The organism is Streptomyces colwelliae, from assembly GCF_048158785.1.
In the GTDB taxonomy this organism is placed as follows: Bacteria; Actinomycetota; Actinomycetes; order Streptomycetales; family Streptomycetaceae; genus Streptomyces.
This window is the reverse complement of sequence record NZ_JBLTJC010000001.1, coordinates 36,419-59,646: the sequence shown is the minus strand read 5'-3', so window position 1 is coordinate 59,646 and position 23,228 is coordinate 36,419. Positions and strand designations below refer to the sequence as shown.

15 protein-coding genes are annotated in these 23,228 nt (G+C 71.0%); 9 read left to right on the top strand and 6 right to left on the bottom strand.

Features of this window, described 5'->3' with window-relative positions:
- Positions 1-8 precede the first annotated feature (8 nt).
- From ACNFOC_RS00235 to ACNFOC_RS00225, 3 genes are read left to right on the top strand one after another with little or no spacing between them, the layout of a single operon-like run.
- Positions 9-1,397, top strand: a complete 1,389-nt coding sequence (locus ACNFOC_RS00235; RefSeq protein ID WP_416955287.1) for a hypothetical protein — start codon at positions 9-11, stop codon at positions 1,395-1,397.
- Positions 1,397-2,644, top strand: coding sequence for a hypothetical protein (locus ACNFOC_RS00230; RefSeq protein WP_416955285.1), 1,248 nt, complete (start codon positions 1,397-1,399; stop codon positions 2,642-2,644). Before ACNFOC_RS00235 ends, ACNFOC_RS00230 begins: the two co-directional genes overlap by 1 nt.
- A 3-nt stretch (positions 2,645-2,647) precedes the next feature.
- A complete protein-coding gene (locus ACNFOC_RS00225; RefSeq protein WP_416955283.1) occupies positions 2,648-5,590 on the top strand; it encodes a hypothetical protein in 2,943 nt (980 codons plus the stop codon).
- A gap of 4 nt (positions 5,591-5,594) precedes the next feature.
- Here ACNFOC_RS00225 and ACNFOC_RS00220 read toward each other — a convergent pair whose 3' ends face one another.
- The gene (locus ACNFOC_RS00220) at positions 5,595-6,824 is read right to left on the bottom strand and encodes a PP2C family protein-serine/threonine phosphatase (RefSeq protein ID WP_416955281.1); all 1,230 of its coding nucleotides are present in this window, start codon (positions 6,822-6,824) and stop codon (positions 5,595-5,597) included.
- A gap of 123 nt (positions 6,825-6,947) precedes the next feature.
- Here ACNFOC_RS00220 and ACNFOC_RS00215 point away from each other — a divergent pair, with 123 nt between their 5' ends.
- Both ACNFOC_RS00215 and ACNFOC_RS00210 read left to right on the top strand, forming a co-directional pair.
- Positions 6,948-7,514, top strand: a complete 567-nt coding sequence (locus ACNFOC_RS00215; protein WP_416955279.1) for an AAA family ATPase — start codon at positions 6,948-6,950, stop codon at positions 7,512-7,514.
- On the top strand, positions 7,469-8,374 hold the full coding sequence (locus ACNFOC_RS00210; RefSeq protein ID WP_416955277.1) for a fructosamine kinase family protein: 906 nt from the start codon (positions 7,469-7,471) through the stop codon (positions 8,372-8,374). The genes ACNFOC_RS00215 and ACNFOC_RS00210 overlap by 46 nt, the downstream gene beginning before the upstream one ends.
- A 284-nt stretch (positions 8,375-8,658) precedes the next feature.
- On the opposite strand, the gene ACNFOC_RS00205 is transcribed toward ACNFOC_RS00210, so the two are convergent.
- Both ACNFOC_RS00205 and ACNFOC_RS00200 read right to left on the bottom strand, forming a co-directional pair.
- A complete protein-coding gene (locus tag ACNFOC_RS00205; RefSeq protein ID WP_406118774.1) occupies positions 8,659-10,086 on the bottom strand; it encodes an alkaline phosphatase family protein in 1,428 nt (475 codons plus the stop codon).
- A 316-nt stretch (positions 10,087-10,402) separates the two neighbouring features.
- The gene (locus tag ACNFOC_RS00200; RefSeq protein WP_416955275.1) at positions 10,403-11,626 is read right to left on the bottom strand and encodes a PP2C family protein-serine/threonine phosphatase; all 1,224 of its coding nucleotides are present in this window, start codon (positions 11,624-11,626) and stop codon (positions 10,403-10,405) included.
- A gap of 605 nt (positions 11,627-12,231) precedes the next feature.
- Here ACNFOC_RS00200 and ACNFOC_RS00195 point away from each other — a divergent pair.
- The 4 genes from ACNFOC_RS00195 (at position 12,232) to ACNFOC_RS00180 (ending at position 17,818) form a co-directional block, all read left to right on the top strand.
- A complete protein-coding gene (locus ACNFOC_RS00195) occupies positions 12,232-13,557 on the top strand; it encodes an extracellular solute-binding protein (RefSeq protein WP_416955273.1) in 1,326 nt (441 codons plus the stop codon).
- 47 nt (positions 13,558-13,604) lie between these two features.
- Positions 13,605-14,456, top strand: a complete 852-nt coding sequence (locus ACNFOC_RS00190; RefSeq protein WP_416955417.1) for a carbohydrate ABC transporter permease — start codon at positions 13,605-13,607, stop codon at positions 14,454-14,456.
- Positions 14,453-15,373: a carbohydrate ABC transporter permease gene (locus tag ACNFOC_RS00185; protein WP_416955271.1), complete on the top strand. Its 921-nt coding sequence runs from the start codon at positions 14,453-14,455 to the stop codon at positions 15,371-15,373. The genes ACNFOC_RS00190 and ACNFOC_RS00185 overlap by 4 nt, the downstream gene beginning before the upstream one ends.
- A 90-nt stretch (positions 15,374-15,463) precedes the next feature.
- Complete coding sequence (locus ACNFOC_RS00180) at positions 15,464-17,818, top strand: glycoside hydrolase family 3 N-terminal domain-containing protein (protein WP_416955269.1); 2,355 nt, start codon at positions 15,464-15,466, stop codon at positions 17,816-17,818.
- Between the two features lie 65 nt (positions 17,819-17,883).
- Here ACNFOC_RS00180 and ACNFOC_RS00175 read toward each other — a convergent pair whose 3' ends face one another.
- From ACNFOC_RS00175 to ACNFOC_RS00165, 3 genes are all read right to left on the bottom strand, one after another.
- Complete coding sequence (locus tag ACNFOC_RS00175; RefSeq protein ID WP_416955267.1) at positions 17,884-20,022, bottom strand: RICIN domain-containing protein; 2,139 nt, start codon at positions 20,020-20,022, stop codon at positions 17,884-17,886.
- Between the two features lie 217 nt (positions 20,023-20,239).
- Positions 20,240-21,334: a LacI family DNA-binding transcriptional regulator gene (locus ACNFOC_RS00170; RefSeq protein WP_416955265.1), complete on the bottom strand. Its 1,095-nt coding sequence runs from the start codon at positions 21,332-21,334 to the stop codon at positions 20,240-20,242.
- Positions 21,335-21,483: 149 nt separating this feature from the next.
- The gene (locus ACNFOC_RS00165; RefSeq protein ID WP_416955263.1) at positions 21,484-23,175 is read right to left on the bottom strand and encodes an FAD-binding protein; all 1,692 of its coding nucleotides are present in this window, start codon (positions 23,173-23,175) and stop codon (positions 21,484-21,486) included.
- Positions 23,176-23,228: the final 53 nt, after the last annotated feature.

The window sequence follows — 23,228 nt, the reverse complement described above, 5'->3', positions numbered from 1 at the left end:
CTCCTGACATGCCGCTTCCCAGCCAGCCGACCGGCGAGCGCCGTCCGCGCGCCATGGTCATCGACGGCGCTTGGCGTGCCCTCGGGCCGGGACTGGAATCGCTGAGCGGCCCCGGTGGCGCCCCGCTGACCCGGACCGTCAAGCTGATCCTGCTGCCGTTGATCGTCAGGCCGGGACTGCACCCCGAACTCGCGACGGACTTCCTCGCGCCGGAGCCGGCCGAGCGTCTCGACGCGCTGATACGGGAGTCCGGGACGCGGCTGGTCGCTACGGCCCAGTGGTTCACGCTCCTCAAACGGACCCGCCGGGCGCTGGGCGTCGTCGCGGGCAATCCCCAGGATCTGTACTTCCAGCGGTGCTTCGAACTGGCCGCCGAACATGGCGAACCCGCCGCCGGCGCGGGCGCGTTGGCCAGGTCCGTCGTCGAAGACGTCGCGGGCGCGGACGGCGGCCGTACGGTCGACGCGCTGAAGCGGTATCTGACGGATGCCGCCCAACACGCCCGGCTGGAGGTGGAGTTGGGCATCGCGTGGGAGGGTCGCCAGTCGGCTCCGGTCACCGGTACGGCCGCTGCGGTCGCGTTGGCGGGTGAGGTTCTGGAGGCGTGCGGTGGGGTGGAGGGGCCGAGGGACTCACCGTCGTACACGGCCATGGTCGAGGCCGGACACGGCGGCCTGCTCGGCCGCGCCCTGTGGACGCACGCGAGCGGGGTCTGGGGGCGCGACGATCTGCCGGCCCATCTCGGCCTGACCGAACGGCGGTTGCCGCCGCGGCCGCAGGTCGGCCGGGGTGCCTCGACGGCCACGCTGCCCGCGCCGCTGGATCGCACGCTCTTCGAGCGGCTCTTCGTCGTGCTCCAGTCGTCGGCTCGGCGCGAGGAACTGCCCACGGTGCCGGAACTCGTCGGGCGGGAGGTCGGCCGCAGCTGCGCTCCGCTCGGTCTGTACGACGAGACCCTGCGCGTCGCCGTCCTCCTCGGCGGTCAACTCGCTGTCGGCCTCGACCCGTTGGGCATCGAGGAGCCCGCGCCGGGGCGGAGCGCGGCGCACCGGGCCGTCAACAGCCGTTGGCGCAGGGAGGCTTCGGTCCTGCGCGCCCGTCGGATGACCGTCTCGCCCCGCCCTGACCCGGACGGCGGGGTACTGGACGCCCTCGCCCAGGATCTCCGCACGCCCTGGATCGCCTATATGCGGCGGCTCTGGGTGCGGTTGCACGGGCGGGACGTCCGTGACGCGCCGCTCGCCGACGCCGCGTCGGCCTGGGCGGTGCTCGACGGGGTCGCCCGCTCCGTGATGATGGACCACCGGGCCCGAGTCCGGTCGGCGCTACGGACGTTGACGGCATCGGCGGCACCACCTGCCACCGTGGCCGAGGCGGCCGAGTCGAGGAGCGCGTGATGGCGGGGGCCCTGGTCCACGTCCATGTCGCGCGCGGCGACGACGGCACGATCCAAGTCATCACGGCCGGTGCTCTTGCCGCCCCGGACTACACCCGTGCGGTTCTCGACGTCGCCGGAGCGGTGCTCGCCTGGCCCGTCCTCGCGGCCCCCGGTCCGCCCATGGCCGAGATCCACGACGTGGGGCGGGCGCAGCAGTGGCTGTGGGCGGTCTACGGCGAGCGCGTCGCCGCCGCCGTGCACGCCTGCGCGGTAGGCGAGTTGCTCGAATTGCGGGTGGCCGCGGACATGACGCCGCTCGCGGGCAGCGCCACCCGGCTCGGCTTCGGGCACTGGGCGGCGCGATGGTGGCCGGCGTCGCACCTGGACGGGATCCCCGCGCTCCAACCGGACGTGCTCGGGCTGGAGTTGGCCGCGCTCACCCACGAGTGCCAGCAGTTGTTCGACGACGACGGTGACCAACCCGACGACTGCGTGGCCGAGTTGATCGAGGAACACCAAGACGCTGTCGCCCTGCTGATCCAGTGGCGGCACGCCATACCGCCGTCGACCTACACCGCGCGCCGGCTGGAGCACGTCCTGCGGTCGGTCGACGACGCGGCGGACAGCGCCGGGTTGGACTCGGAAGCCCTGCGCCACCTCCGGTCTTTCCTGGCCCGGCCCCGTCCGGACGGCACTCCGGTCGATCCCGTCGCGCTGTTCGCACGGCACGACGACTACGCCCTTGCCGCGGGCGAACCGCTCGTCACGGGCGGCCGGTTGATCGCGCGGGGCTCGGGGACCAACGACTGGCGCCGCTACCCGCCCGGCTTCGTCGACGCCTCCGAGACCGCGGTGGCCTGGACCGCACGCGCACTCGGCGCACGACGGCAGATCGAGGTCGAGGTTGTCGCCCACATCACGGCCCCCGTCGCCGCCGTACCCCTCGCGGCGGAGGTCCGGGTGAACGACGGCCCCCGGAACCGGGTGTCCCTCTCCAGGCGGGTCGACGTGTGGACCGGCCGGGCGGATCTGGACCTCCCCGCCGGAGAGACGCAGCCGCGCATCGAACTCGGCGTGCTGTTGCCCGGTTTCGACCCGGGGCCGGGGCCCGAGGGCGGCGCCGACCGCGACTCGGTCCGCGCGCTGGTCCGACGGCGCCTCGCGACAGCGGCACAGCCCCTCGCGCCCAACTCGCCGCCGAACGACGGCACTTCCGGGCCGTTCCTCGCCGAGATCGCCGCCACCACCACCGATGAGGACTACTGACGGATGCCGGACGAGAACGAGCGCGAGGAGAGTGCCGAGGCGACGCGGCTCTACGGAGAGCCGTTCGACAGCGGTCTCGCCCTGGCCGAAGAACATCAACTGGCCGCCGATCTCGCCGCCGCGGTCGCCGTCTACGAGGAGTTGCTCGCCCTGGCCGAGTCCCTCGACGACTCGCCCGACGTGCGGTTCCTGCGGGCGCATCTGCTCCAGAACATCGCGAGTGTCCAACTCGACGCCACCGACCTGGCCGGGGCCGAAGAAGCCAACAGGCGGTCCCGTGACCTGCTCGACGACATCGCCTCCGCACCGATGGGCCCGCGCGGCCGTCAGCTCTGGCTGGAGATGCTGCTGCGGACGCTGATCGCCCGGGCCGACCTGCTGCGCAGGACAGGACGGCTGGACGAGGCGCTGGCCTGTCTCGACGAGGCGGCGGTCAGGCTGCCCGAGTTCGAGGACCCCGACGGACTGCGCACCTCCGAACTCGGCCTGAACCGCGTGCATCTGCTCATGGACAGGGGCGAGTGGGGAGCGGCCGAGGACCAGGCGTCGGCGCTGCTGTCGACCACGCCGGCGAGCGCGGTGGAGACCGTCCCGCGGCTCCTCGTCGCCCTCGGACTGATCTGCTCCTCCACCGGGCGGTTCGACCCGGCCGAGGACTACTTCGCCCGCGCGGAGGACCACTTCCGGGCGATCGGCGACTCCGGTGCGCAGCGGACACTGCTCGCGCACCGGGCGTACACGGCGATGAACCGGGGTGAACTCGACCTGGCGGAGCGGCTGTTCGCGGAGGCGTCCGCGTACTTCGAGGAGCAGCGGTGGTTCGGCCAGCTGGCGGTCTGCGAGCAGGCCCGCGCCTTTCTCGCCGGCCGGCGCGGCGACGCCATCGGCGCGGAGGACCTGCTGACGGCTAGCCTGTCCCGGTTCGAACGGCTCGGCGCCTCGATCGCCGCCGCCGACTCCATGCTGCTGGGCGCCCAACACGCGTACGACCGGGGCGACATCGACGAGATGAAGCGGCTGGCCCAAGACGCCCGGGACGTGTACCAGGAGCGGGAGGTCTACGAGCGGTGCGCTCAGGTCGACCTCATGCTCGCGCGGACCCTCGAGGACAACCTGAACCGGATGGACCACGGCGACCGCGAGCGGGAGTCCGTCGACACCGCGCTCTCCTTCGCCCTGCCCGCCGCACTGGCCCTGGAGGCGGCGCGCTACGACTTCACGACCGCCCACGCCCGCAGCCAGTGGCTCCAACTCGCCGACGATGCAATGCGGTTGGTGTACCGCCTCGCGAACCGCCGACAGGACCAGGGCCTGCTCTTCGAACTGGCGGAACACCGTTGTGCGGGCGCCTCGTTGGCCCTGGACCGGACACCGCCCGCCGCCGTACCGGCCGAAGACTCCACGTCGGTCTTCCCGAGTGCGGCCATGAAGTCGTACACGAGCCACGAGCACACCGAGGGCACGATGACGCTCGGCGGTGTCGCGGCGCAGGCCGCCGCCTCGGTCGGCCTGCGGGTCGCGCCGCCGCCGAAGGTGCGGATGTCGGCACAGTCGGGGCCGGGCCGTGTGGCGCTCCAGGAGTTCATCGCAGCTGCCGAGTTCCGCTATCACCGGCGGATCGCGCACGAGGAAGCGGTGCCGTTCTGGATCACCGACGACCTGACCAGTCGCCCGGTCGTCCAGGTCCGGCTGGCCGACGCCGGCGACCTGTTCATGACCTGGACGTGGGCGGGCGGAGCCCGGGGATTCGGCACCGGCCACGGGCCCGGTACCGAAGTCGACCAGGCGGTAAGCGAGTTGAGCGACGCGCTGCCGGGAGCGGGCGACGGCGCGGAGGGCATGCGGCGGGCGTTCGACTCGGGCGCGCTGGCCGAGCACGGGAGCGAACGACGGCTCGCGCGAACGCTGGCCGAGGCCCTGTGGCCGGAGCAACTGACCGCGCAGATACGCCAGGTGGCGGAGCGGGCGGGCCGTCCCCTCGTACGGATCCAGCCCTCGCCCCGGGTCGCTCAGGTCCCCTGGGAACTGCTCGCCGTCGACGACGGGACCGACGTACGTCTCATCGACCTGGCGGATGTCGTGACCACCGCGCCGGCGTCGTTGCGGCCACGGGAGGCGGCGGCCCCGACGGGAACACAGACCACGGACATCGGGACAGACGCCGACACCCAGCCGGTCGTACTCGTCCTCGACCCCCGCGTCCCCGGCTTCCGCGCCGATTCCCCGCTCGGCTCGGTCCTGGGAGCGCCCGGCTCCGACCCGGAGTTGATGGCGCTGGTCCAGGCGCGCCTAGACGCGGGCGCCGTCGTACCGTCCGTCGCCACCCCGGCGGAGGCCTTCCGCCGCACGGACCTGGACCGGGACTGGCTGAGCGGCGTGCTCCGCAAGGGTGCCCGCAGGCTGATGTACGTCGGCCATGTGAGCGGTGCGCCGGTCGCGGGCGGCCAGAGCGAGGACGGCAGCCTGCACCTGTGCTGCGACGCGGGCGCCTCCGGCCTGGCCGAACCGCTCCGCACCCACCGGCCACTGTCGGCCAAGGACCTCCTGCTGGGCTCGCTCCCGCTGCGCGCCGACGGCGAGGCGGGCGTGCGGATCTGGCCCGCGCCACCCCGGGTCGCCCTCATCGGCTGCGAGAGCGGCGGCGATCTGCGGTTCGCCGAATCGTTCGGCCTGGCGACGGCGATGCTCCACAACGGCGCCGAACTGGTCACCGCCACCCGCTGGGTCCTGCCGACCAGCTTCGCGTTCCACCGACTGGCCCAACTGCCCGAGTCTGTACGCCCGTTGTCGGAGGCGATCATCGCCGTCGACACGGCCCACGAACACGAGGACCCCGTGCGGAGCCTCGGTCAGTGGCAGCGCGAGCAGCTCGACCGCTGGCGCGCGGACGGCCGTATCGAGCACTCGCCCCTGTTGTGGGCCGCCATCACCTGCATCGTGGTGTGACGGGTCAGAGCCGCACGATGACCAGGGCCGTGTCGTCGGTGGCGCCCCCGTGCGGGAGCAGTTCGAGGAGTACGGCGTCCGCGAGGGCTTCGGGGTCGGTGTTCCGGTGGCGGACCAAGGAGTCGGCGAGGCGGGCGAGGCCCGTGTCGATGTCCTCGCGGCGGCGTTCGATCAGGCCGTCGGTGTAGAGGACCAGGGTGCAGCCGCGCGAGAACATGGTCTCGGCCTGTGGCCTGGGCATCGGGTCGGGACGCGCGTCGAGGGGCGGGTCGGTGGCCTGGTCCAGGAACTCCACGCGGCCGTCGGGGTGGACCAGGACGGGCGGTGGGTGTCCGGCGCTGCTGTACGTGATGGTGTGCCGGTCGAAGTCGACGAAGGTCGTGACCACCGTGGCGGACTCGGCGCCGTCGACCACGTTGGCGTAGCGGCCGAGGACGTTCAGGGCCTCGGCCGGGCCGTCCGCGACCCGGGAGGTGGCGCTCAGGGCGCTCCGCAGCTGGCCCATGACGCCGGCGGCGGCCAGACCGTGGCCGACGACGTCCCCGACGGAGACGCCTATGCGGTTGCCGCGGACCAGGTCGACCACGTCGTACCAGTCGCCGCAGACGTTCAGGGAGCCGACCGCGGGCCGGTAGCGCACGGCGATCTGGTGGCTCGCGCTCTGGCGGCGGGTGGGCAGCATCGCCTCCTGGAGGGCCAGGGCGACCTCGCGTTCGCGGGCGTGGGCGCTGCGCAGGCGTTCGTTGACCTCCTGGAGTTCGCGGGCACGGGTGTACAGCTCGGCCTCCAGTACCCGGGTGCGGCCGCTGCCGGAGGTGCCGCGGGCCCGGATCAGTTCGGTGACCTCCTCGACCCGGTGGACGAGGAGGACGACCTTGCCGTCCAGGTCGAGCACGGCGGCGTTGACCGGGCTCCAGTAGCGCTGCTCCCACTCGCCGGGGCACCGCGTCGACTCGACGTCGTAGCGCTGGAGGGCCATGGTGTCGCGTTCCCCGGTGGACAGGACGCGGCGCAGCGAGATCTCCAGGTTGCGCATGCCGGTGGCTGCGGGGTCGTTCGGGTTGTCGGGGAAGACGTCGAAGAGGAAGCGGCCGACGACCTGCTCGCGGGTGCGGCCGGACATGCGCAGGAACTCCTCGTTGGCGTCCGCGTACACCAGGTCGGGTGTCAGCAGGGCCACCATGCCGGGCAGCCCCTGGAACACCGCCGCGTAGTCGATCGCCGCGTCCGTCATGGCCCTGCCACCAATCGCCGCTATCACACCATTTTCCCACGATATAAGCAGACCGGGAGGGCCTCAGGGTGCACTTTGCGTCCACCCGGTCACTCAGTGCCACACGATGGATAGGGTGCCCCGGTGACAACGCCTTCCTCCCCCACCCGGCTGATCGTGCTGCGCGGCAACAGCGCCTCCGGCAAGAGCTCGGTGGCCACCGGTCTGCGCGAGCGGTACGGCCGCGGTATCGCCCTGGTGCGCCAGGACACCCTCCGCCGCGAGGTGCTGCGCGAGCGTGACATCCCCGGCGGCGCGAACATCGGCCTGATCGACCTGACCGTCCGGCACGCCCTGGCGCACGGCTTCCACACCGTCCTGGAAGGCATCCTCCACGTCGACCACTACGGCGAGATGCTGGCCGGTCTGCTCGCCGACCATCCGGGCCGTACGCACTGCTACTACCTCGACGTGCCGTTCGAGGAGACCCTGGCCCGGCACGCCACGAAGCCCATCGCGGACGAGGTCACCGAGCAGCAACTCCGGGAGTGGTACCGGCCGTTGAACCTGTTGCCCGGCGGCGTCGAGACGGTGGTCCCGGCGGCGAGTCCGCTGGACGGGACGGTCGACCGGGTGCTGCACGAATCCGGGCTCTGCCCCTCGCCATGCGCGCACCTCGGCTCGGTTCCCGCTCGTACGCCGGCACCGTGACCGGGGGCGAGAGCGCGGGTGCCGCGGCGGCGCGGCTCACCGGGTGCGCGGTGACCGGTGAGCGTCCGCTGTCCGGGGCGGTCACTGAAGTCACCCTCGCTGGTGGGCAGTTGGTCGTGGTCAAGGGCGATGAAGCGCCGGGTGCGGTGCGGGCCGAGGCGGCGGGGCTGCGCTGGCTGGCGGACGCCGGGACGGTCCGTATCCCCGCCGTACGCGGGCTCGACGAGCACTGGCTGGTGACCGATCTCGTCCACACCGGCCCGCCGAGTGCGCGAGCGGCCGTCCGGTTCGGGCGTGACCTGGCCGCCCTGCACGCCTCCGGTGCGCCCGCGTTCGGCGCACCACCGCCCGGCGGTCCCACCGACGCGTACATCGGGCTCGCCCCGATGCGCAACGTGCCCGCTGCCGACTGGCCCAACTGGTATGCCGGGCAACGGGTGTTGCCCTATCTGCGCCGCGCGGTCGACGCGGGCACCCTGCGGCCCGCCGAGGCGACGGTCGTGGAGGAGGTCTGCGAGCGGTTGCCCCAACTCGCCGGTCCCGCCGAGCCGCCCGCGCGGCTCCACGGTGACCTGTGGAACGGGAACGTGCTCTGGGGCGCCGACGGACACGTCCGGCTGATCGACCCGGCCGCGCACGGCGGGCACCGGGAGACCGATCTCGCCATGCTGCGTCTCTTCGGCTGCCCGCACCTGTCCGAGGTGCTGGACGGCTATCAGGAGGCCGCACCCCTCGCCCCGGGCTGGACCGACCGCATCGGCCTGCACCAGCTCTTCCCGCTGCTGGTGCATGTGGTGCAGTTCGGCCGTGGCTATGCCGAGCAGGCACTGTCGGCGGCACGGACGGCCCTGACCGGATGACACCGGGCGAGGACACCCGTCACGACGGTCCAGGCCAGACGCTGCTGGTGCACATCGTGATGTTCGGCTACGGCAACGGCTGCGCCGAGCCGACCACCTCAGCCACGCGGGTGGTCCTGGCCGATTGGCAACGGACGAGACCGCCCGACACAACCGTCCAGGCCAGACGCTGCCGGTGCGCATCGCGCTCTCCGGCCCCGGCCACGCCAGGCGGACCACCTCAGCTGCGCGGGGCGGCCCTGACCGGATGACGCCGGCCAGGGCCGCCCGTCGCGGCAGTCCGGTCAGACGTGTGGGCGACGGCCCCGCTCCTGGTGCGGGAACTTCTGGTCCGCGCCCGGCAGCGTGGGCTTCGGCAGTGTCGCCACTTCCTCCTTCGCCTTCTCCAGCTGTTCCGCCGTGTCGTCGGGCAGCCGGGGCGAGCGCGGGCGGGCGTCGCGGAAGCGGAACGCGGAGGTGAGGTCGCCGAAGGTGTCACGCCGCCAGTCGGTGACGTTCGGCTCCTCGACGCCGGTGAACCGCTCCAGGAACTGTAGAGCCGACGTGTGGTCGAAGGCCTCCGAGGCGACCCAACCGCCCACGGTCCAGGGCGAGATGATGATCGCGGGCACGCGGAAGCCGCCACCGATCGGCAGGCCCTGGATGAACTCGTCCTTCGTGCCCGCGGGCGGGGTCGGCGGGACGACGTGGTCGAACAGGCCGTCGTTCTCGTCGTAGTTGAGGATGAACGCGGTCTTGCGCCACACCTTCGGGTTCGACGCGATCGCCTCGATCTTCGACGCGACGTAGTCGGCACCGGCGGCCGGGAGGTAGTCCGGGTGCTCCGACTGGTAGCTCGTGGGGCAGATCCACGACACCGTCGGCAGCCGGTCGTTGCGGGCGTCGTCCTCGAACGTGCCGTGCGGCTGCGGGCGTACGCCCCGCTCGTACAGGTCGGAGCCGGGCTGCGCGTTCTTGAACGAGGCGAACTGCTCCAGCATGTTGGTGCCGTAGTCGTCCTCCTCCTGGTACACCTTCCAGCTGACGCCGGCGTTCTGGAGGCGCTCCGCGTACGTCGTCCAACGGTACGGAGTCGGCGCGACGTTGCTGATGATCGGGCCGCCCTGCGTCCCGCCCGGGTCGATCGAACCGGTCATCCACATCAGCCGGTTGGGCCAGGTGGGCCCGAACACCGAGCAGAAGTAGTTGTCGCAGATGGTGAAGGTCTCGGCGAGCGCGAACTGGAACGGGATGTCCTCGCGCGTGTAATAGCCCATCACGTAGGGGCCGTTGACACCGTCGGCGGCGCGATGGGCCGGCAGCCACTGGTCCATCTTGCCGTTGTTCCAGGCCTGGTGCTGCACCGACCAGGCGTGACTGGTGGACGGGATGGCCTGCGCGCTGGAGGTGTGGGTGTCGAGGTGGAACGGGAGGAGGTAGCCCTTCGGGTTCACGGCGTCCGGCTGGTAGAAGACGCTGCGCCCGGTGTCGAGTTTGCGTGCGTGCGGATCGGCGAATCCGCGAACGCCGGACAGGGTGCCGAAGTAGTGGTCGAACGACCGGTTCTCCTGCATCAGCATGACGACGTGTTCGATGTCGCGCAGCGAGCCGTTCTTCGGCGGCTCGGCGGCGACGGCTTTCTGGACGCTCGGCGGGAGGAGGGAGAGTGCCGCGGCGCCGCCCACCGCGCCCGCGGCGGAACCCAGGAGTCTGCGACGTGTCAACTCGGCCATGACTGCCCCTTCTTGAAGAGCTTCGAGGGATCTCGTGGACCAGACCTCGGATCACTCTCCGCCCCATTCGGTATGGGGTGTCAGGGGCGTGCGATGAATTTGCGGCCAACGCGCGGGAAGGGGTTGGCCAAGCCGTGACCGGCAACATCCGGGCGTTGCTCGGGTGTTGCCAAACCTTGGGGGACGGCTGGCGGTCACATGAGCCGGCCCGTCCGGAGACACCGGTGCCCGACTTGTTTCCCGTTTGCGAAGTTCACCGCGAACAGCGCCGGACGCGGGTACACAGAGCCGTACGAAAAGGTCGGGTGCTTCGCGCCTATGCGGGGTTTCTCGGACGGAGTCGGGCGGCGATCGCGGCCACGTCGTCCTCCGCCTCCTGGACGTGGAGGCGCAGCACGATGTCGTCGAGGAGGCGGGAGACACCCTGGCCGGGGTGCAGGCGGAGGCGGGACAGACGGGCGAGGGAGACGTCGATGTCCTCGCCGCGCCGCTCGACCAGCCCGTCGGTGAACATGACCAGGGTGTCCTCGGGGCTGAGGGTGAGGGTGGTCATCTCGTAGTCGCCGAGGCCCGTGCCGAGGGGTGGGCCGACGGGGACGGGGATCAGTTCGCCGGCGCCGTCGCGGTGGAAGACGGCGGGTGACAGATGGCCCGCGCTGGAGAAGGCGGCGGTGCCCCGGTCCGGGTCGAGGAGGGCGAGCAGGCAGGTCGCGGGGCGGCGGTTGTGCTCCTCGGACATGGCGGTGTCCATCTGACGCAGGATGCGGTGGGGCGGCAGATCGGTGGAGGCGACGTAGCGCAGCATCGAGCGGTAGGCGTTCATGTCGACGGCCGCGTCCAGGCCGTGCCCCATGACGTCGCCGATGACGAGGAGGGTGCGGCCGTAGTGCAGGCGTACGGCCTCGAACCAGTCGCCGCCGACGAGGGTGCCGCTGCCCGCGGGCAGGTAGCGGGTGGCCATCTCGACGTTGGGGTGGGGGCGGCTGGGTTCGGTGAGCAGGACCTGTTGCAGGTTCAGGGCGGTGGTGCGCAGGCGGTGGTGTTCGACGGCGTGGTGCAGGTGGGCCGCGGTGAGCCGGGCCGCGTAGTGCACGGCGGCGGCCTCCTCGTCGCCGAACGTCCGTCCGGCGCGGATCGCGAGGAGGGCGCCGTAGGCCTTGCCCCAGGCGGTGAGTGGGACGGACAGGGCGGCCAGGACGCCGTGGTCGTTCGTGGTGAACGACGTGGTGATCGGGTGGCCCGCGTCCAGGGCCCGGACCATGACGTCCTCGCGAGGCGCGGTGCGCAGGCTGTCCAGCAGTTCCTTGCGGCCCTCGGCCGCCATCGGGTGCAGCATGCCGTGCGGCGCCGGGCGCGCCTCGTCCTGCGCGAACAGGTCCACGGCGGCCGCGTCGCACAGCCCATCAACGAGGAACCCCGCGCACTCCGCCGCCGTCCTGCGTTCGTCGAGCGTCGACCCGATCGCGGACACGGCCCGCCGCGCGAGCGCGAACCGATCCGTCGAGCCCGCCTCTGCCCCGCCAACCCCGTCGCCGTCCAAGACCGTCCCTTTCTGCCGCCCCCATCCCAACACCCGCGCGGACGTTCGGACGGTAGCGACCCGTGGTACGGCGGGATCGGCTCGGGGCGAGGGGCTGGTCGCGGAGGTGTGAAACTCCGCGGCCGCGGCGCCGGTGCCGTCGATATCGCCCGATGCCGACGACCGGCCCGTATTCGACACCCACCTTGCGGCGCGTCACCAGCCCCAAGGAGCTGGACCTGGTCTGAAAGTTCAACTGGGCAGCCGGACACCCCAGTTGCCCGAGCAGCCGATCGTCCACCCGGCACTCGCCAGGTCCTACGCGTTCAACGCCCACACCGTCAGCCGGAGCAAGCGATCCGGTGAGCCGCGGAAGGGATGCTTCCCGGACGGCGACTACCAGCCACCGAACGTGTGGGGCGCCGTAGGACCCCGTCCTGGACGGTGTACGAAAGTCTTTCGTAACCGAGGAATTTCCCGTGCTTGTCCTGGGTGTGAATTCCGTGTCAGTGTCCCGGCCAGCAGGCAGGCGACCCGCGGTGGGGCATCCGAAAGCCTTTCGGTCCGGTATCCGTTTCCGCTCTGCCTTGCGCACCTACGGCATGCCGAAAGAAGAGAGGCACACCATGCGGGGAATCCCGGTCAGCGGACATCTCGGAAGTCCGAGAATCCGACGCGCCGTCGCAGCCGCGGTCACCCTGGCCGCGGCCGCGGGCCTTGCCGCCTGCGGGTCCTCGGGCCCGTCGAGCAGCTCCTCGTCGAAGGGCCTGACGATGTGGGCGCTCAACGACCAGACGATCCTCAAGCAGTCGGTCGACGCCTACAACAAGGACCACGCCGACGCGAAGATCACCCTGCGGCTGTTCGCCAACGACGACTACAAGCAGAAGCTGCGCGTGGCCTTCGGCGCGAACCAGGCCCCGGACCTCTTCTTCAACTGGGGCGGCGGCGCCCTGAACGACTACGTCAAGGCCGGCAAGGTCGACGTCCTGAACGCCTCGGACGTGAACGCGGACCGGTACACCGACAGCGTGATGCAGAGCGCGACCTTCGACGGCAAGGTCTACGGCGTGCCCGTCAACGGCCTCGCCCCGGTCGTCCTCTACTACAACAAGAAGGTGCTGTCCGACGCGGGCGTCCAGCCCCCGAAGACGTACGACGACCTCCTCGCGGCCGTGAAGAAGCTCAAGGGCAAGGGCGTGACCCCGCTGTCCCTCGCGGCGAACTCCAAGTGGCCGACGCTGATGTACCTGGAGTACCTGCTGGACCGGACCGGCGGTTCCCGCGTGTTCAGCAACATCGCCTCCGGTGACGCGGCCGCCTGGAAGGACCCGTCGGTCACCAAGGCCAACCAGAAGCTCCAGGACCTGGCCAAGGCCGGCGCCTTCGGGGACAACGCGTCCTCCGTCAGCTACGACCAGGGCGCCTCGACCGCGCTGCTCTACACGGGCAAGGCCGCGATGGAGGTGATGGGCACCTGGGAGTACGCCAACATAGCCAAGGCCGCGCCGGACTTCCTGAAGAAGGGCGAGCTGGGCTACACCGCGTTCCCGGCCCTGACCGGCGGCGCCGGCAGCCCGACGAACATCGTCGGCAACCCGTCGAACTTCCTGTCGCTGAACAAGTCGTCCAAGAACAAGTCCGAGGCGCTGACGTACCTTAAGGACTACGTCCTCAACGGCTCCCAGGTCGACGCCTACCTCGCCTCCGGCAGCGTCCCGCCGGTCAAGGGCCTCGACTCGAAGCTCGCCGCGGTGAAGTCGTCCACGGACAAGGCGTGGCTGACGTTCGTCTACGACCTGGTGGACAAGGCCCCGAGCTTCCAGCTCTCGTGGGACCAGGCGCTGCCGTCCGACCAGGCCGACCCGCTGCTGACCAACACCGACAAGTCGTTCCTGCGGCAGATCGCGCCCGCGGAGTTCGGAGTGAACATGAGCAAGGCGGGGTCGTGACCATCACCACCACTCCCGCACGCCGGAGAGGAGGGAGCGGCCTCCTCATGGCCGCCCCGGCCCTACTCCTCTTCGGTCTGTTCGGTTTCGTCCCCCTGGTCGGCGTGGCGGCGCTCAGCGTCGCCCGCTGGGACGGCCTGGGCTCGGTCGGCTGGGCGGGCGTCACCAACTGGACGTCCGTCCTCACCGACGGCGCCACCTGGCAGTCCCTGTGGCTCACCGTCAAAGTGATGCTGGTCAGCTGGCTGGTGCAGACGCCGATCGCCCTGGCGCTCGGCCTGTTCCAATCGCCCAAGGGCCGGCTGCGCGCCCTGTTCGCGGTGCTGTTCTTCCTGCCGCTGCTGCTGTCCGCCGTGGCGATCGGCCTGACCTGGCAGGCGCTGCTGGACCCGTCCTTCGGCATCGGCTCCACGCCCGGTCTGCACTGGCTGGCCAAGCCGCTGCTCGGTTCGCCCGAACTCGCCCTGTACACCGTGATCTTCGTGATCGCCTGGCAGTTCGTGCCGTTCCACGCCCTGCTCTACCAGGCGGGGATACGGCAGATCCCGACCGCCCTGTACGAGGCCGCCGCGCTCGACGGCGCCGGGCCGGTGACGCGCTTCCTGCACATCACGCTGCCGCAGCTGAAGTACACGTTCGTCACGTCGACCACGCTCATGCTGGTCGGCTCGCTCACCTACTTCGACCTGATCTTCGTCCTGTCGGGCGGCACCGGCGGGCCCGGCACCGCCACCCGGGTCCTTCCCCTCTCCATGTACATCACCGGTTTCCAGGCCCACGACATGGGCCGGGCCAGCGCCGTGGCCACTCTTCTCGTGGTGTTCGGCCTCGGCCTGTCGCTGCTGACCACCCGCCTGTCCGGCTTCACCCGGATGGACAGCCAGCAGGAGGGCATGTGAGCACCACCGTGACCAAGACCCGCACCGCCACCGGACGGCAGACCGTCCCCACCCACCGGGCGGTGCCACCCAGGACCGTCCGGCGAAACCCCGTGCCCGGGATCCTCCGCCGCACTCTCACCAGCGGTGCCACGCTCTTCTGGACGGCGATCGTCGTCGTCCCCATCTACTGGCTCGTCGTCACCAGCCTCCGCAGCCAGTCCGACTTCACCTCCGACAGCCCCCTCGCCCTGCCCAGCCATCCGACGCTCGACAGCTACCGGACCGTCCTGGACAGCGACTTCACGACCTATCTGATCAACAGCGTCGTCGTCACGGCGGGCACGGTCGTCATCGCCGTCGCCGTGGCGCTGATGGCCGCGTTCTCCATCGTCCGCAACGCCGGCACCCGCTTCTCCCGGGTGTCCTTCCGCCTGTTCCTGCTGGGCCTGGCGATCCCGCTCCAAGCGGTGATCATCCCGGTGTACCTGCTGATCATCCGCATGCATCTCTACGACAGCCTGCTCGCGATCGTCCTGCCCTCGGCGGCGTTCGCACTGCCGATCACCGTGATGATCCTGGTCAGTTTCCTGCGGGACGTGCCCCGTTCGCTGTTCGAGGCGATGATCGTCGACGGCGCCGGTGACTGGCGCATGCTCTGGTCGCTCGCGGCGCCACTGGCCCGTCCGGCGCTGATGACGGTCGCCGTCTACGACGGCCTCCAGGTCTGGAACGGCTTCCTCTTCCCCCTCATCCTGACCCAGAGCGGCGACAAGGCCGTACTGCCCCTGGCCCTGACCTTGTTCCGCGGCCAGTTCGGCATCGACGTGCCGTCCACGATGGCCGCGGTGGTGCTCTCCACCCTGCCGATGCTGGCCCTGTTCATCCTGGCCCGCCGTCAGCTCGTCGCCGGTCTCACCGCCGGTTTCTCCAAGTAGCCCCCACCACCGGGCAGTTCACACCGTTACGACGGCCGGGCCGTGCGCCCGGCCCCGTCGGCGTGCCCGCGCAACACCGAGGAGTCGTGAATGACGACCACCATGCCCGACCACGGCGGCCTCCCCCAGGAGGAGAGCGACCGCCCCTGGACCGACCCCGCCCTGCCCGTCGCCGAACGCGTCGAGGCACTGCTCGCCCGGCTCACCGTGCCGGAGAAGGTCGCGCAGTTGAGCAGTACCTGGGAGGACATCGAGGCCGACGGTCCCGAAGTGGCCCCGGGCAGCAACCACTTCGGCCGCGTCGGCGACCTCGACGAGACCGCCCGGCACGGTCTGGGCCAGCTCACCCGCCCCTACGGCACCCTGCCCCGGCCCGCCCTTGAGCACGCCCGCCTGCTGGACCGGCACCAGCGACAGGTGATGGCGCAGAGCAGGTTCGACATCCCGGCCATGGCCCACGACGAGTGCCTCACCGGCTTCACGGCCTACGGTGCCACCATCTACCCCACCTCGCTCGGCATGGCGGCCACCTTCGACCCCGCGCTGATCCGCAGGGTGGGCGAGGCCATCGGCTCCGACATGGCCGAGGCCGGTGTCCACCAGGGCCTCTCCCCCGTCGTCGACGTCATCCGTGACTACCGCTGGGGCCGCTGCGAGGAGACCTACGGCGAAGACCCGTACCTGGTGGGCGAGTTGGCCGAGGCGTATGTCACCGGCCTACAGAGCGCCGGGGTGTACGCGACCCTCAAGCACTTCGCCGGGTACTCCGCCTCGATGGGCGGCCGCAACCACGCCCCCGTGCACGTGGGCCGCCGCGAGCTCTTCGACGTGATCCTCCCGCCGTTTGAACGACTCGTCGCGGCAGGTGTGCGGTCGGTCATGAACTCGTACGCCGACATCGACGGCGAGGCGCCCGCCGCGAGCCGCTGGCTGCTGACCGAAGTCCTGCGCGACGCCTGGGGTTTCGAGGGGACTGTCGTCTCCGACTACTGGTCCCTGCCCTTCCTGGTCAACGCCCACCGGGTCGCGGCCGACCTGCCCGAGGCGGGCGCGCTCGCCCTGAGGGCCGGGATGGACGTCGAGCTGCCCGATCAGCGCGGCTTCGGCGATGCCCTCGTGCTCGCCGTCGAACAGGGCCTGGTGGACGAGGAGTTCGTGGACCGGGCGGTGCGCCGGGTGCTGCGCCAGAAGGTGGAACTCGGACTGCTCGACGCCGACTGGGACCCGCGCCCGCCCGCCCTGCGCGCCGGCGAACTGGACCTGGACAAGCCTCGGAGCCGCCAACTCGCCCATGCCGTGGCCCAGTCGAGTGCCGTTCTGCTGTCGAACGACGGTGTCCTGCCCCTCCCGGCGACCGGCCGGATCGCGCTCATCGGCCCGTGCGCCGACGACGTACGCACCATGTTCGGCTGCTACAGCTTCCCCAACCACGTGCTCGCCGAACGCGACGACCTCGGCAACGGTGTCGAGGCGGTCTCCCTGCGCGATGCTCTGACGGCCGAACTGCCCGGTGTGGAGTGGGAGTTCGCGCAGGGCTGCCCGATCCGCGAGGCCGACCGGTCCGGCATCGCGGCCGCTGTGGAGGCGTCCACCGCGGCCGACCTCACCGTGCTGGTCGTCGGTGACAAGGCCGGCATGTTCGGGATCGGCACCTCGGGCGAGGGCTGTGACGTGGAGGATCTGCGTCTGCCGGGCGTGCAGGAGGAGCTGGTCGGGGCGGTGCTGGCGACCGGGCGGCCGGTCGTCCTGGTCGTGAGCAGTGGCCGACCGTACGCGGTGGGCCGGTTCGCGTCCTCCGCCGCCGCCATGGTGCAGGTCTTCCTGCCGGGCGAGGAGGGCGGCCGTGCCGTGGCCCAACTCCTCGCCGGTCGGGCGAACTTCAGCGGCAAACTCCCCGTGCAGCTCCCGACCACGCCCGGCGGCCAGCCGTACACCTACCTCCATGCGCCGCTCGGCGACCGGCAGAGCTGGCTGTCCAACCTCGATCCGTCACCGGCGTTCCCCTTCGGGCACGGCCTGTCGTACACGACTTTCGAGATCGACGGGCTCGGTGTGGACCGTGAACTGGTGCCGGTGGACGGCGAGTTCACGGTCGGCGCGCGGGTGCGGAACACGGGGGCGGTCGCGGGTGCCGAGACGGTCCAGCTGTACGCGATCGATCCGGTCGCCCAGGTGACCCGGCCGGTGCGGTCCCTGCTCGGCTTCGCCAAGGTGGCCCTCGAACCGGGCGAGCGGGCGACGGTCCGCTTCCATGTCCACACCGACCGGCTGGCGTTCACCGGCCTGGCCGGCACGCGCGTCGTCGAGCCCGGCGAGATCCTGCTGGAGGTGGGCTCCTCCAGCCTGGACACGCCGGTGCGGGAGACGATCCGACTCGTCGGTGAGGAGCGGGACGCGACGGTTCTGCGGCAGCACGCGGTGCCGGTGAGCGTCGAACGGGAGTAGCAGCAGAGGCACTTGCACGAAGCGGCGCCACCGTGTCCGACGGTGGCGCCGCTTCTGTCGTGTGCCTAGGCGCGGCTCCACTGCTGGGTCGCGTTGCCCAGCCCGGTCCACAGCTCGACCTTCGAGCCGTTGGCCGTACCCCAATTGGTCACGTCGATGACCAGGCCGTTGGCCCGGTTGACGATCGTGCCGTCCACGCGGAACGCCCACTTCTGGCTGGACTTCCCGTTGCAGGCCCAGAGGATGAGCGTGGTGCCCGCGGTGGTGCCGTCACCGTTCGCGGCCAGGCAGTTGCCGCTGACGCGGAGTTCGCCGGCCGTGGTCTGCGTGATGGTCTGGTTGGCGTTGCCTGAGCAGTCGTAGATCTGGACCTGGACGCCCGTCGCGCCGTTCGGGACGTCGAGGCAGCGGCTGGAGTACGTGCCCTTCAGGGTGAAGGTGGAGGTGGTGGGGAGCGGGTCCTGGACCAGTTGCCAGTCCTGGGAGCCGTCGGTGGTCGCCGCCGCCACGGTGACGGAGCCGCCCGCGGTCGAACCGGTCATGTAGAGGCTGGTGTTGAGGACCGAGCGGAGCTTGTAGTAGCCGCTGGTCGACGAGGCGACCTGGGTCCACTGTTTGTCGGTGGCGCCGTCGTCGACCCACTGGGCCAGCTTCTGCCCCGCCGTCGCGGTGCCGGTCCAGATGGCGACCGAGCGGCCCCCGGCCTTGTTGAGCAGCGTCACATTGCTGCCCTTGGCGGTGAGGTGCCAACGCTGGGTATTGGCTGCGGTGTCGGCTGCCAGGACGAGGTCGGGGGTGTTCCCGGTGAGGTTCGCGTCCTGCGTCTTGCCGGACGCGGTGCTGAGCACCTGGCCGGTGAGCCGGTTGACGAGGCGGTAGTAGGCGCCGTCGGAGCGGCCGAGGTCGACCTCGGCGTACTTCACCGGGCCGATGCTGCCCCCGCTCCACGAGGCCTGGAGCACGAGGACGCGTCCGGTGCCGTCGACGTACTGGAGCATGCGGCTGTACCCGGCGGCGATCGAGGTCTTGTACTCCTTCCAGGTGCCGGTGGACAGCCCGGACTCGTTCACCCAGACGTCGCCGCTGCCGGAGGCGTTGTAGACGATCCGGCCGTCCGGCATCGGGAGCAGGACGGGGCTGCCACCGGTGGCCAGAGTCGCCCCGCCCGAGGGCACGGGCAGTGCGGTGATCGCGGCGTCCGTGGCGGAGAAGAACTTCGTCGGGTCGTCGGAGATCCGGTAGCGGACGTTGGTGCCGCCGCCCCAGTACTCGTACGTCAGAAGCCACTTGCCGTCGGTCGTCGGGGCGATGGTCGTCATGCCGGGCCGGCCGCCGCCGATCTCGGTCTTGCCGTTGCCCATGCTCACCGTGGAGCCCGGGACGTCAACTACCGGAGAACTCCAGGACGTTGTGCTGCCGCCGTCCCAGGTGCGGTGCAGAAGGACCTGGCCGCCGGAGTCCGTCGCCGTGGCGTTGTCCGGGTCGAGGGTCGGGGCACCGGTGGTGGTGTTGTAGCCGGTGTAGTCGTCCTCGTCGGAGTAGTAGGCGATCAACGTGCCGTTGTGGGCGAGGAGATGGGGTTCCCAGACGGGGTCGACCTGCGCGTAGGTGTTGGCCGTCGAGACGCGGCCGACGTTGCCCGCGCTGCCGCCCTGCCAGCCGCCGGCGGTGATGATGTTCTGGATGGCCCAGGTCGCGCCGTCGTCCGTGCTGGAGTAGAGGGCGAGCGCCACGTCCTTGCGGTCGCCGTCACTGGTGGGCATCCAGCTGGAGTTGGCGGCTTTCTGCTCCTGGTAGTAGTAGTCGTCGCCGGAGACGATGCTCGCGAGCAGCAGGGTGCCGGCGGTCAGGCTGCCGACGTTCTGCGGGAGGACGTAGAGATACGGGTTGGTCCAATTGCTCGTGTATTTCGCGTACTTGGAGTCGCTGGAGAGATACGCGGGGGCTTTGACGTCGGACAGTTTCGCCCACGTCGTACCGTCGTCGTCGCTCTTGTAGACGGGCAGTGTCTGGCCCACCGGAGCGGTCTGGTCGTTCTCGAAGGTGGCCACGATCCGGCCGTCCGCCAACTGGGCCGACTTCGGATAGAGAACACACGGACTCTTGTTGCACGCGGCGGTGTTGGTCGCCGTATACAGATTCGCGGGACTCGGCTGATAGGCCGACGCACTCGTCGTGGAGGCGATGGCGAATGCCACGCCCATGCCGAAGGCGGTCGCCGCAGCGAAAGCCTTTCGCGCCCAAGATCTAGTCAACGGCGTTCCTTTCACCGGGGGAAGGCGCGCACCACGTTCCAGGGGAGTCCGGAGTTTCCGGAGGTCCCAGGGGGATGGAATGGGGGTGCGGAGCAGGAAGCCAGTATTCGGATGCGACACCGCGATGTCACCGGCACGTGTCGAAAGTGTTTCGCAGGATGGGGAGTTACGCGGTATTGACGTGCTGCGCGGGACGGCGCACGGAGGTCGAGGTCCGCAGCACGAGTTCCGTGGCCAGCTCGATGCGCGGGGACACGGGCGGCCGCCCCTGGGCGAGTTCGAGGAGCACTCTGGTCGCCTCGCGCCCCAGCTCCTCGAAGGGCTGGCGTACGGCGCTGAGCGGCGGGCAGGCCATCGCCGCGACGAGGGTGTCGTCGAAGGACATGACCGCCAGGTCGTCCGGTACCGCGAGGCCCTGCTGCCGGGCCGCCTCCAGCACGCCGAGCGCCTGTGCGTCGCTGGCCGCGAAGACGGCCGTGGGCGGGTCGTCGGCGCGCAGGATCTGGCCTGCGGTGGCGAGGGCCTCGGCGTAGTCGAAGTCGGTGGAGCGGACGATCGCCGGATCGTAGGCGATCCCGGCCTCCTCCAGCGCGGCCCGGTAGCCGTGCACGCGAGCCGCCCCGGCCAGGGAGTGCGAACGGCCCGCGACCATGCCGATCCGGGTGTGCCCGAGCCCCAGCAGGTGCTGTACGGCGTCGCGGGCGCCGCTCCAGTTCGTCACGCCGATGCTGGGGATGTCCTCGGAGGGTGCGCTGAGCGGGTCGATCAGCACCACCGGGATCCGCTGCTCGACGATACGGCGCTGGTCCTCCTCGGACAGCATCGAGATCACGATGACGATCCCGGCCGCGCCGAGCGCCACGCACTGCTCCAGCCACCCGGAGATCGACCGCCGGCTCGTCGTCCCGGTGACCACGTCGATGCCGAGCGCGCCGGCCGCGTCCACGATGCCGCGGACCACTTCCAGCGTGTACGGCCCGGACAGGTCCCGGAACACCGCGATGATCTGCCGGGGTGTGGCGGGATCGCGCTCCCAGGGGCGCACGAAGCCGTGCCGGGCGAGGAGTTCCTCGACCCGCTCGCGCGTCCTGGCGCCGACGTCCCGGCGCCGGTGCACCACCTTGGACACCGTGCTGAGCGAAACCCCCGCCTCGGCGGCGATGCTCGTCAGGAGGCCGTACTGCGCCTCCAGTTGCCCCTTGCCGCGACCTGTCACCCGATGCCCGTTCCGCTCGCCGAACACCGATGCGCCGGACCGCATCGCGTACCTGGCCAGTAACTTTGCCGCAACGTAACGGGGCGGGGGCCGCGGAGGCAAGACCGGTGCAGGGGGTCTCGTGCGGTTCGGCCCACGGGGATGTGCGCACCCGGGGCGGCACGGGTTCCGGCCACCGCGTGGTGCCCGTACGGTCAGTCGGCGTCGTTGCCGCCCGGCCCCCGTCCCGCCGAGGACGCGTGGTTCGCCGCCACGTGTCCGAACACCGCCGAGGCGGCGATGCTGGCGCCCGCGCCGAGGTACTTGCGTCCCATCACGGACGCGGTGCAGTTGCCGGTGGCGTAGAGCCCGTCGACCGGGTTGCCCTCGGTGTCGAGCACCCGAGCGAACTCGTCGCAGAGGATTCCCCCGCTGGTGCCGATGTCCCCCGGGTACAGGGCGACCGCGTAGAACGGCGGCTTCGAGACGGGCCCCAGGCAGGGGTTGGGGGCGTGGGTGGGGTCGCCGTAGAACTTCTCGTGGTCGCCCTCCCCACGGTGGAAGTCCTCGTCGACTCCCCGGGCCGCGAGCGTGTTGAACCGCTCGACGGTCTTGAGGAGTCCGCCGGTGTCGATTCCGCACTGCCGGGCGAGGTCCTCCAGGCTGTCGGCGCGCTTCATCGCGCCGCTGGTGATCCACTCCTTCGGTGTGCGGCCGGGAGGGGACATCCCGAACGGGTAGTGGCTGCGGTGCCGGGAGTCGATGACGAGCCAGGACGGCACCGCGCCTCCGGACTCCCGGTCGTGTGCGTACATCTGCTGGCCGGCCTCCTGGTAGGCGACCGCCTCGTTGAAGTACCGGCGGCCCTCCGTGTCCACGATGATCGAGCCGGGCCTGGTGCGTTCGGACATGCACATGTTGGGGGTGCCGTCGGGCATGATCCACGAGGGCATCCACCACGCCTCGTCGAGCATGTCCGTGGCGGCTCCGTGTGCCATGGCGATCCGGATCGTCTCCCCGGTGTCGCCCGGGTTGGCCGAGGTCCACCGGTCGCTGGTGGGCCGGCCACCCGAGTGCTCCGCCCGCATCTCCTTGTTGCGGGCGAAGCCTCCGGCGGCGAGCAGCACGCCGTCCCGGGCGCGGATCCGGAGGTCACGACCGCCCCGGTGGACGACAGCGCCGACGACCCGCCCGTCCTCGACGACGAGGTCGGTCAGGGCGGAGTCGAGCCAGACGGTGGCGTCCTGTCGTAGCAGGATCTGGAGCAGCCGGGCGGACAGGGCCACCCCGTTCGTCACGAGCCGCTGCCGGCGGATCCGGCCGAGGGCTGTACGTGCCCCCGCCCTGGCCAGGACGGTCAGCCCGACCCGTGTCCGCATCAGGGTCAGGCGTGACGCCTCACCGGTGTAGACGGCGAGGCCGCCCGCGAAGCCGGGGCGGATCCGGTCCTGCCACGGACCGAGCCGCTTCTTGTCGAAGACCTTCGCCTCGATGGACCTGCCGCGCGCCGAGCCGCCCTCGCAGCCCCGGACGCCGGAGTAGTAGTCGCTGTAGCCCTCGCAGCGCCGGAGTTCCATGCCTTCGGACTCCAGGAAGTCGACCATCTCGGCACCGGCACTGACGTAGGTCTGCCTGCGGGCGGGCGACGACGCCGGGCCCGCGTCACCGACGACGGTGGCGAAGTACCTGAGTGCGGCGTCGGCCGAGTCGGTCACGCCCTCGCGTCGCATGAGCGGGTTGTCGGGAAGCCACATCACACCGCCCGACATGCAGGTCGACCCGCCGAACCGGTCGGTCTTCTCCACGACGAGAACTTCCTTGCCGAGCGCCCGTGCCCGGATCGCTCCGGTGACGCCCGCACCGCTCCCCACCACCAAGAAGTCGGTCGAGTGGTCCCAGTCGGTCATCGGCCTGGTCTCCCTCCGCGTTCCGGCGCGGCAGCCCCTGACCGGGTGCCGAC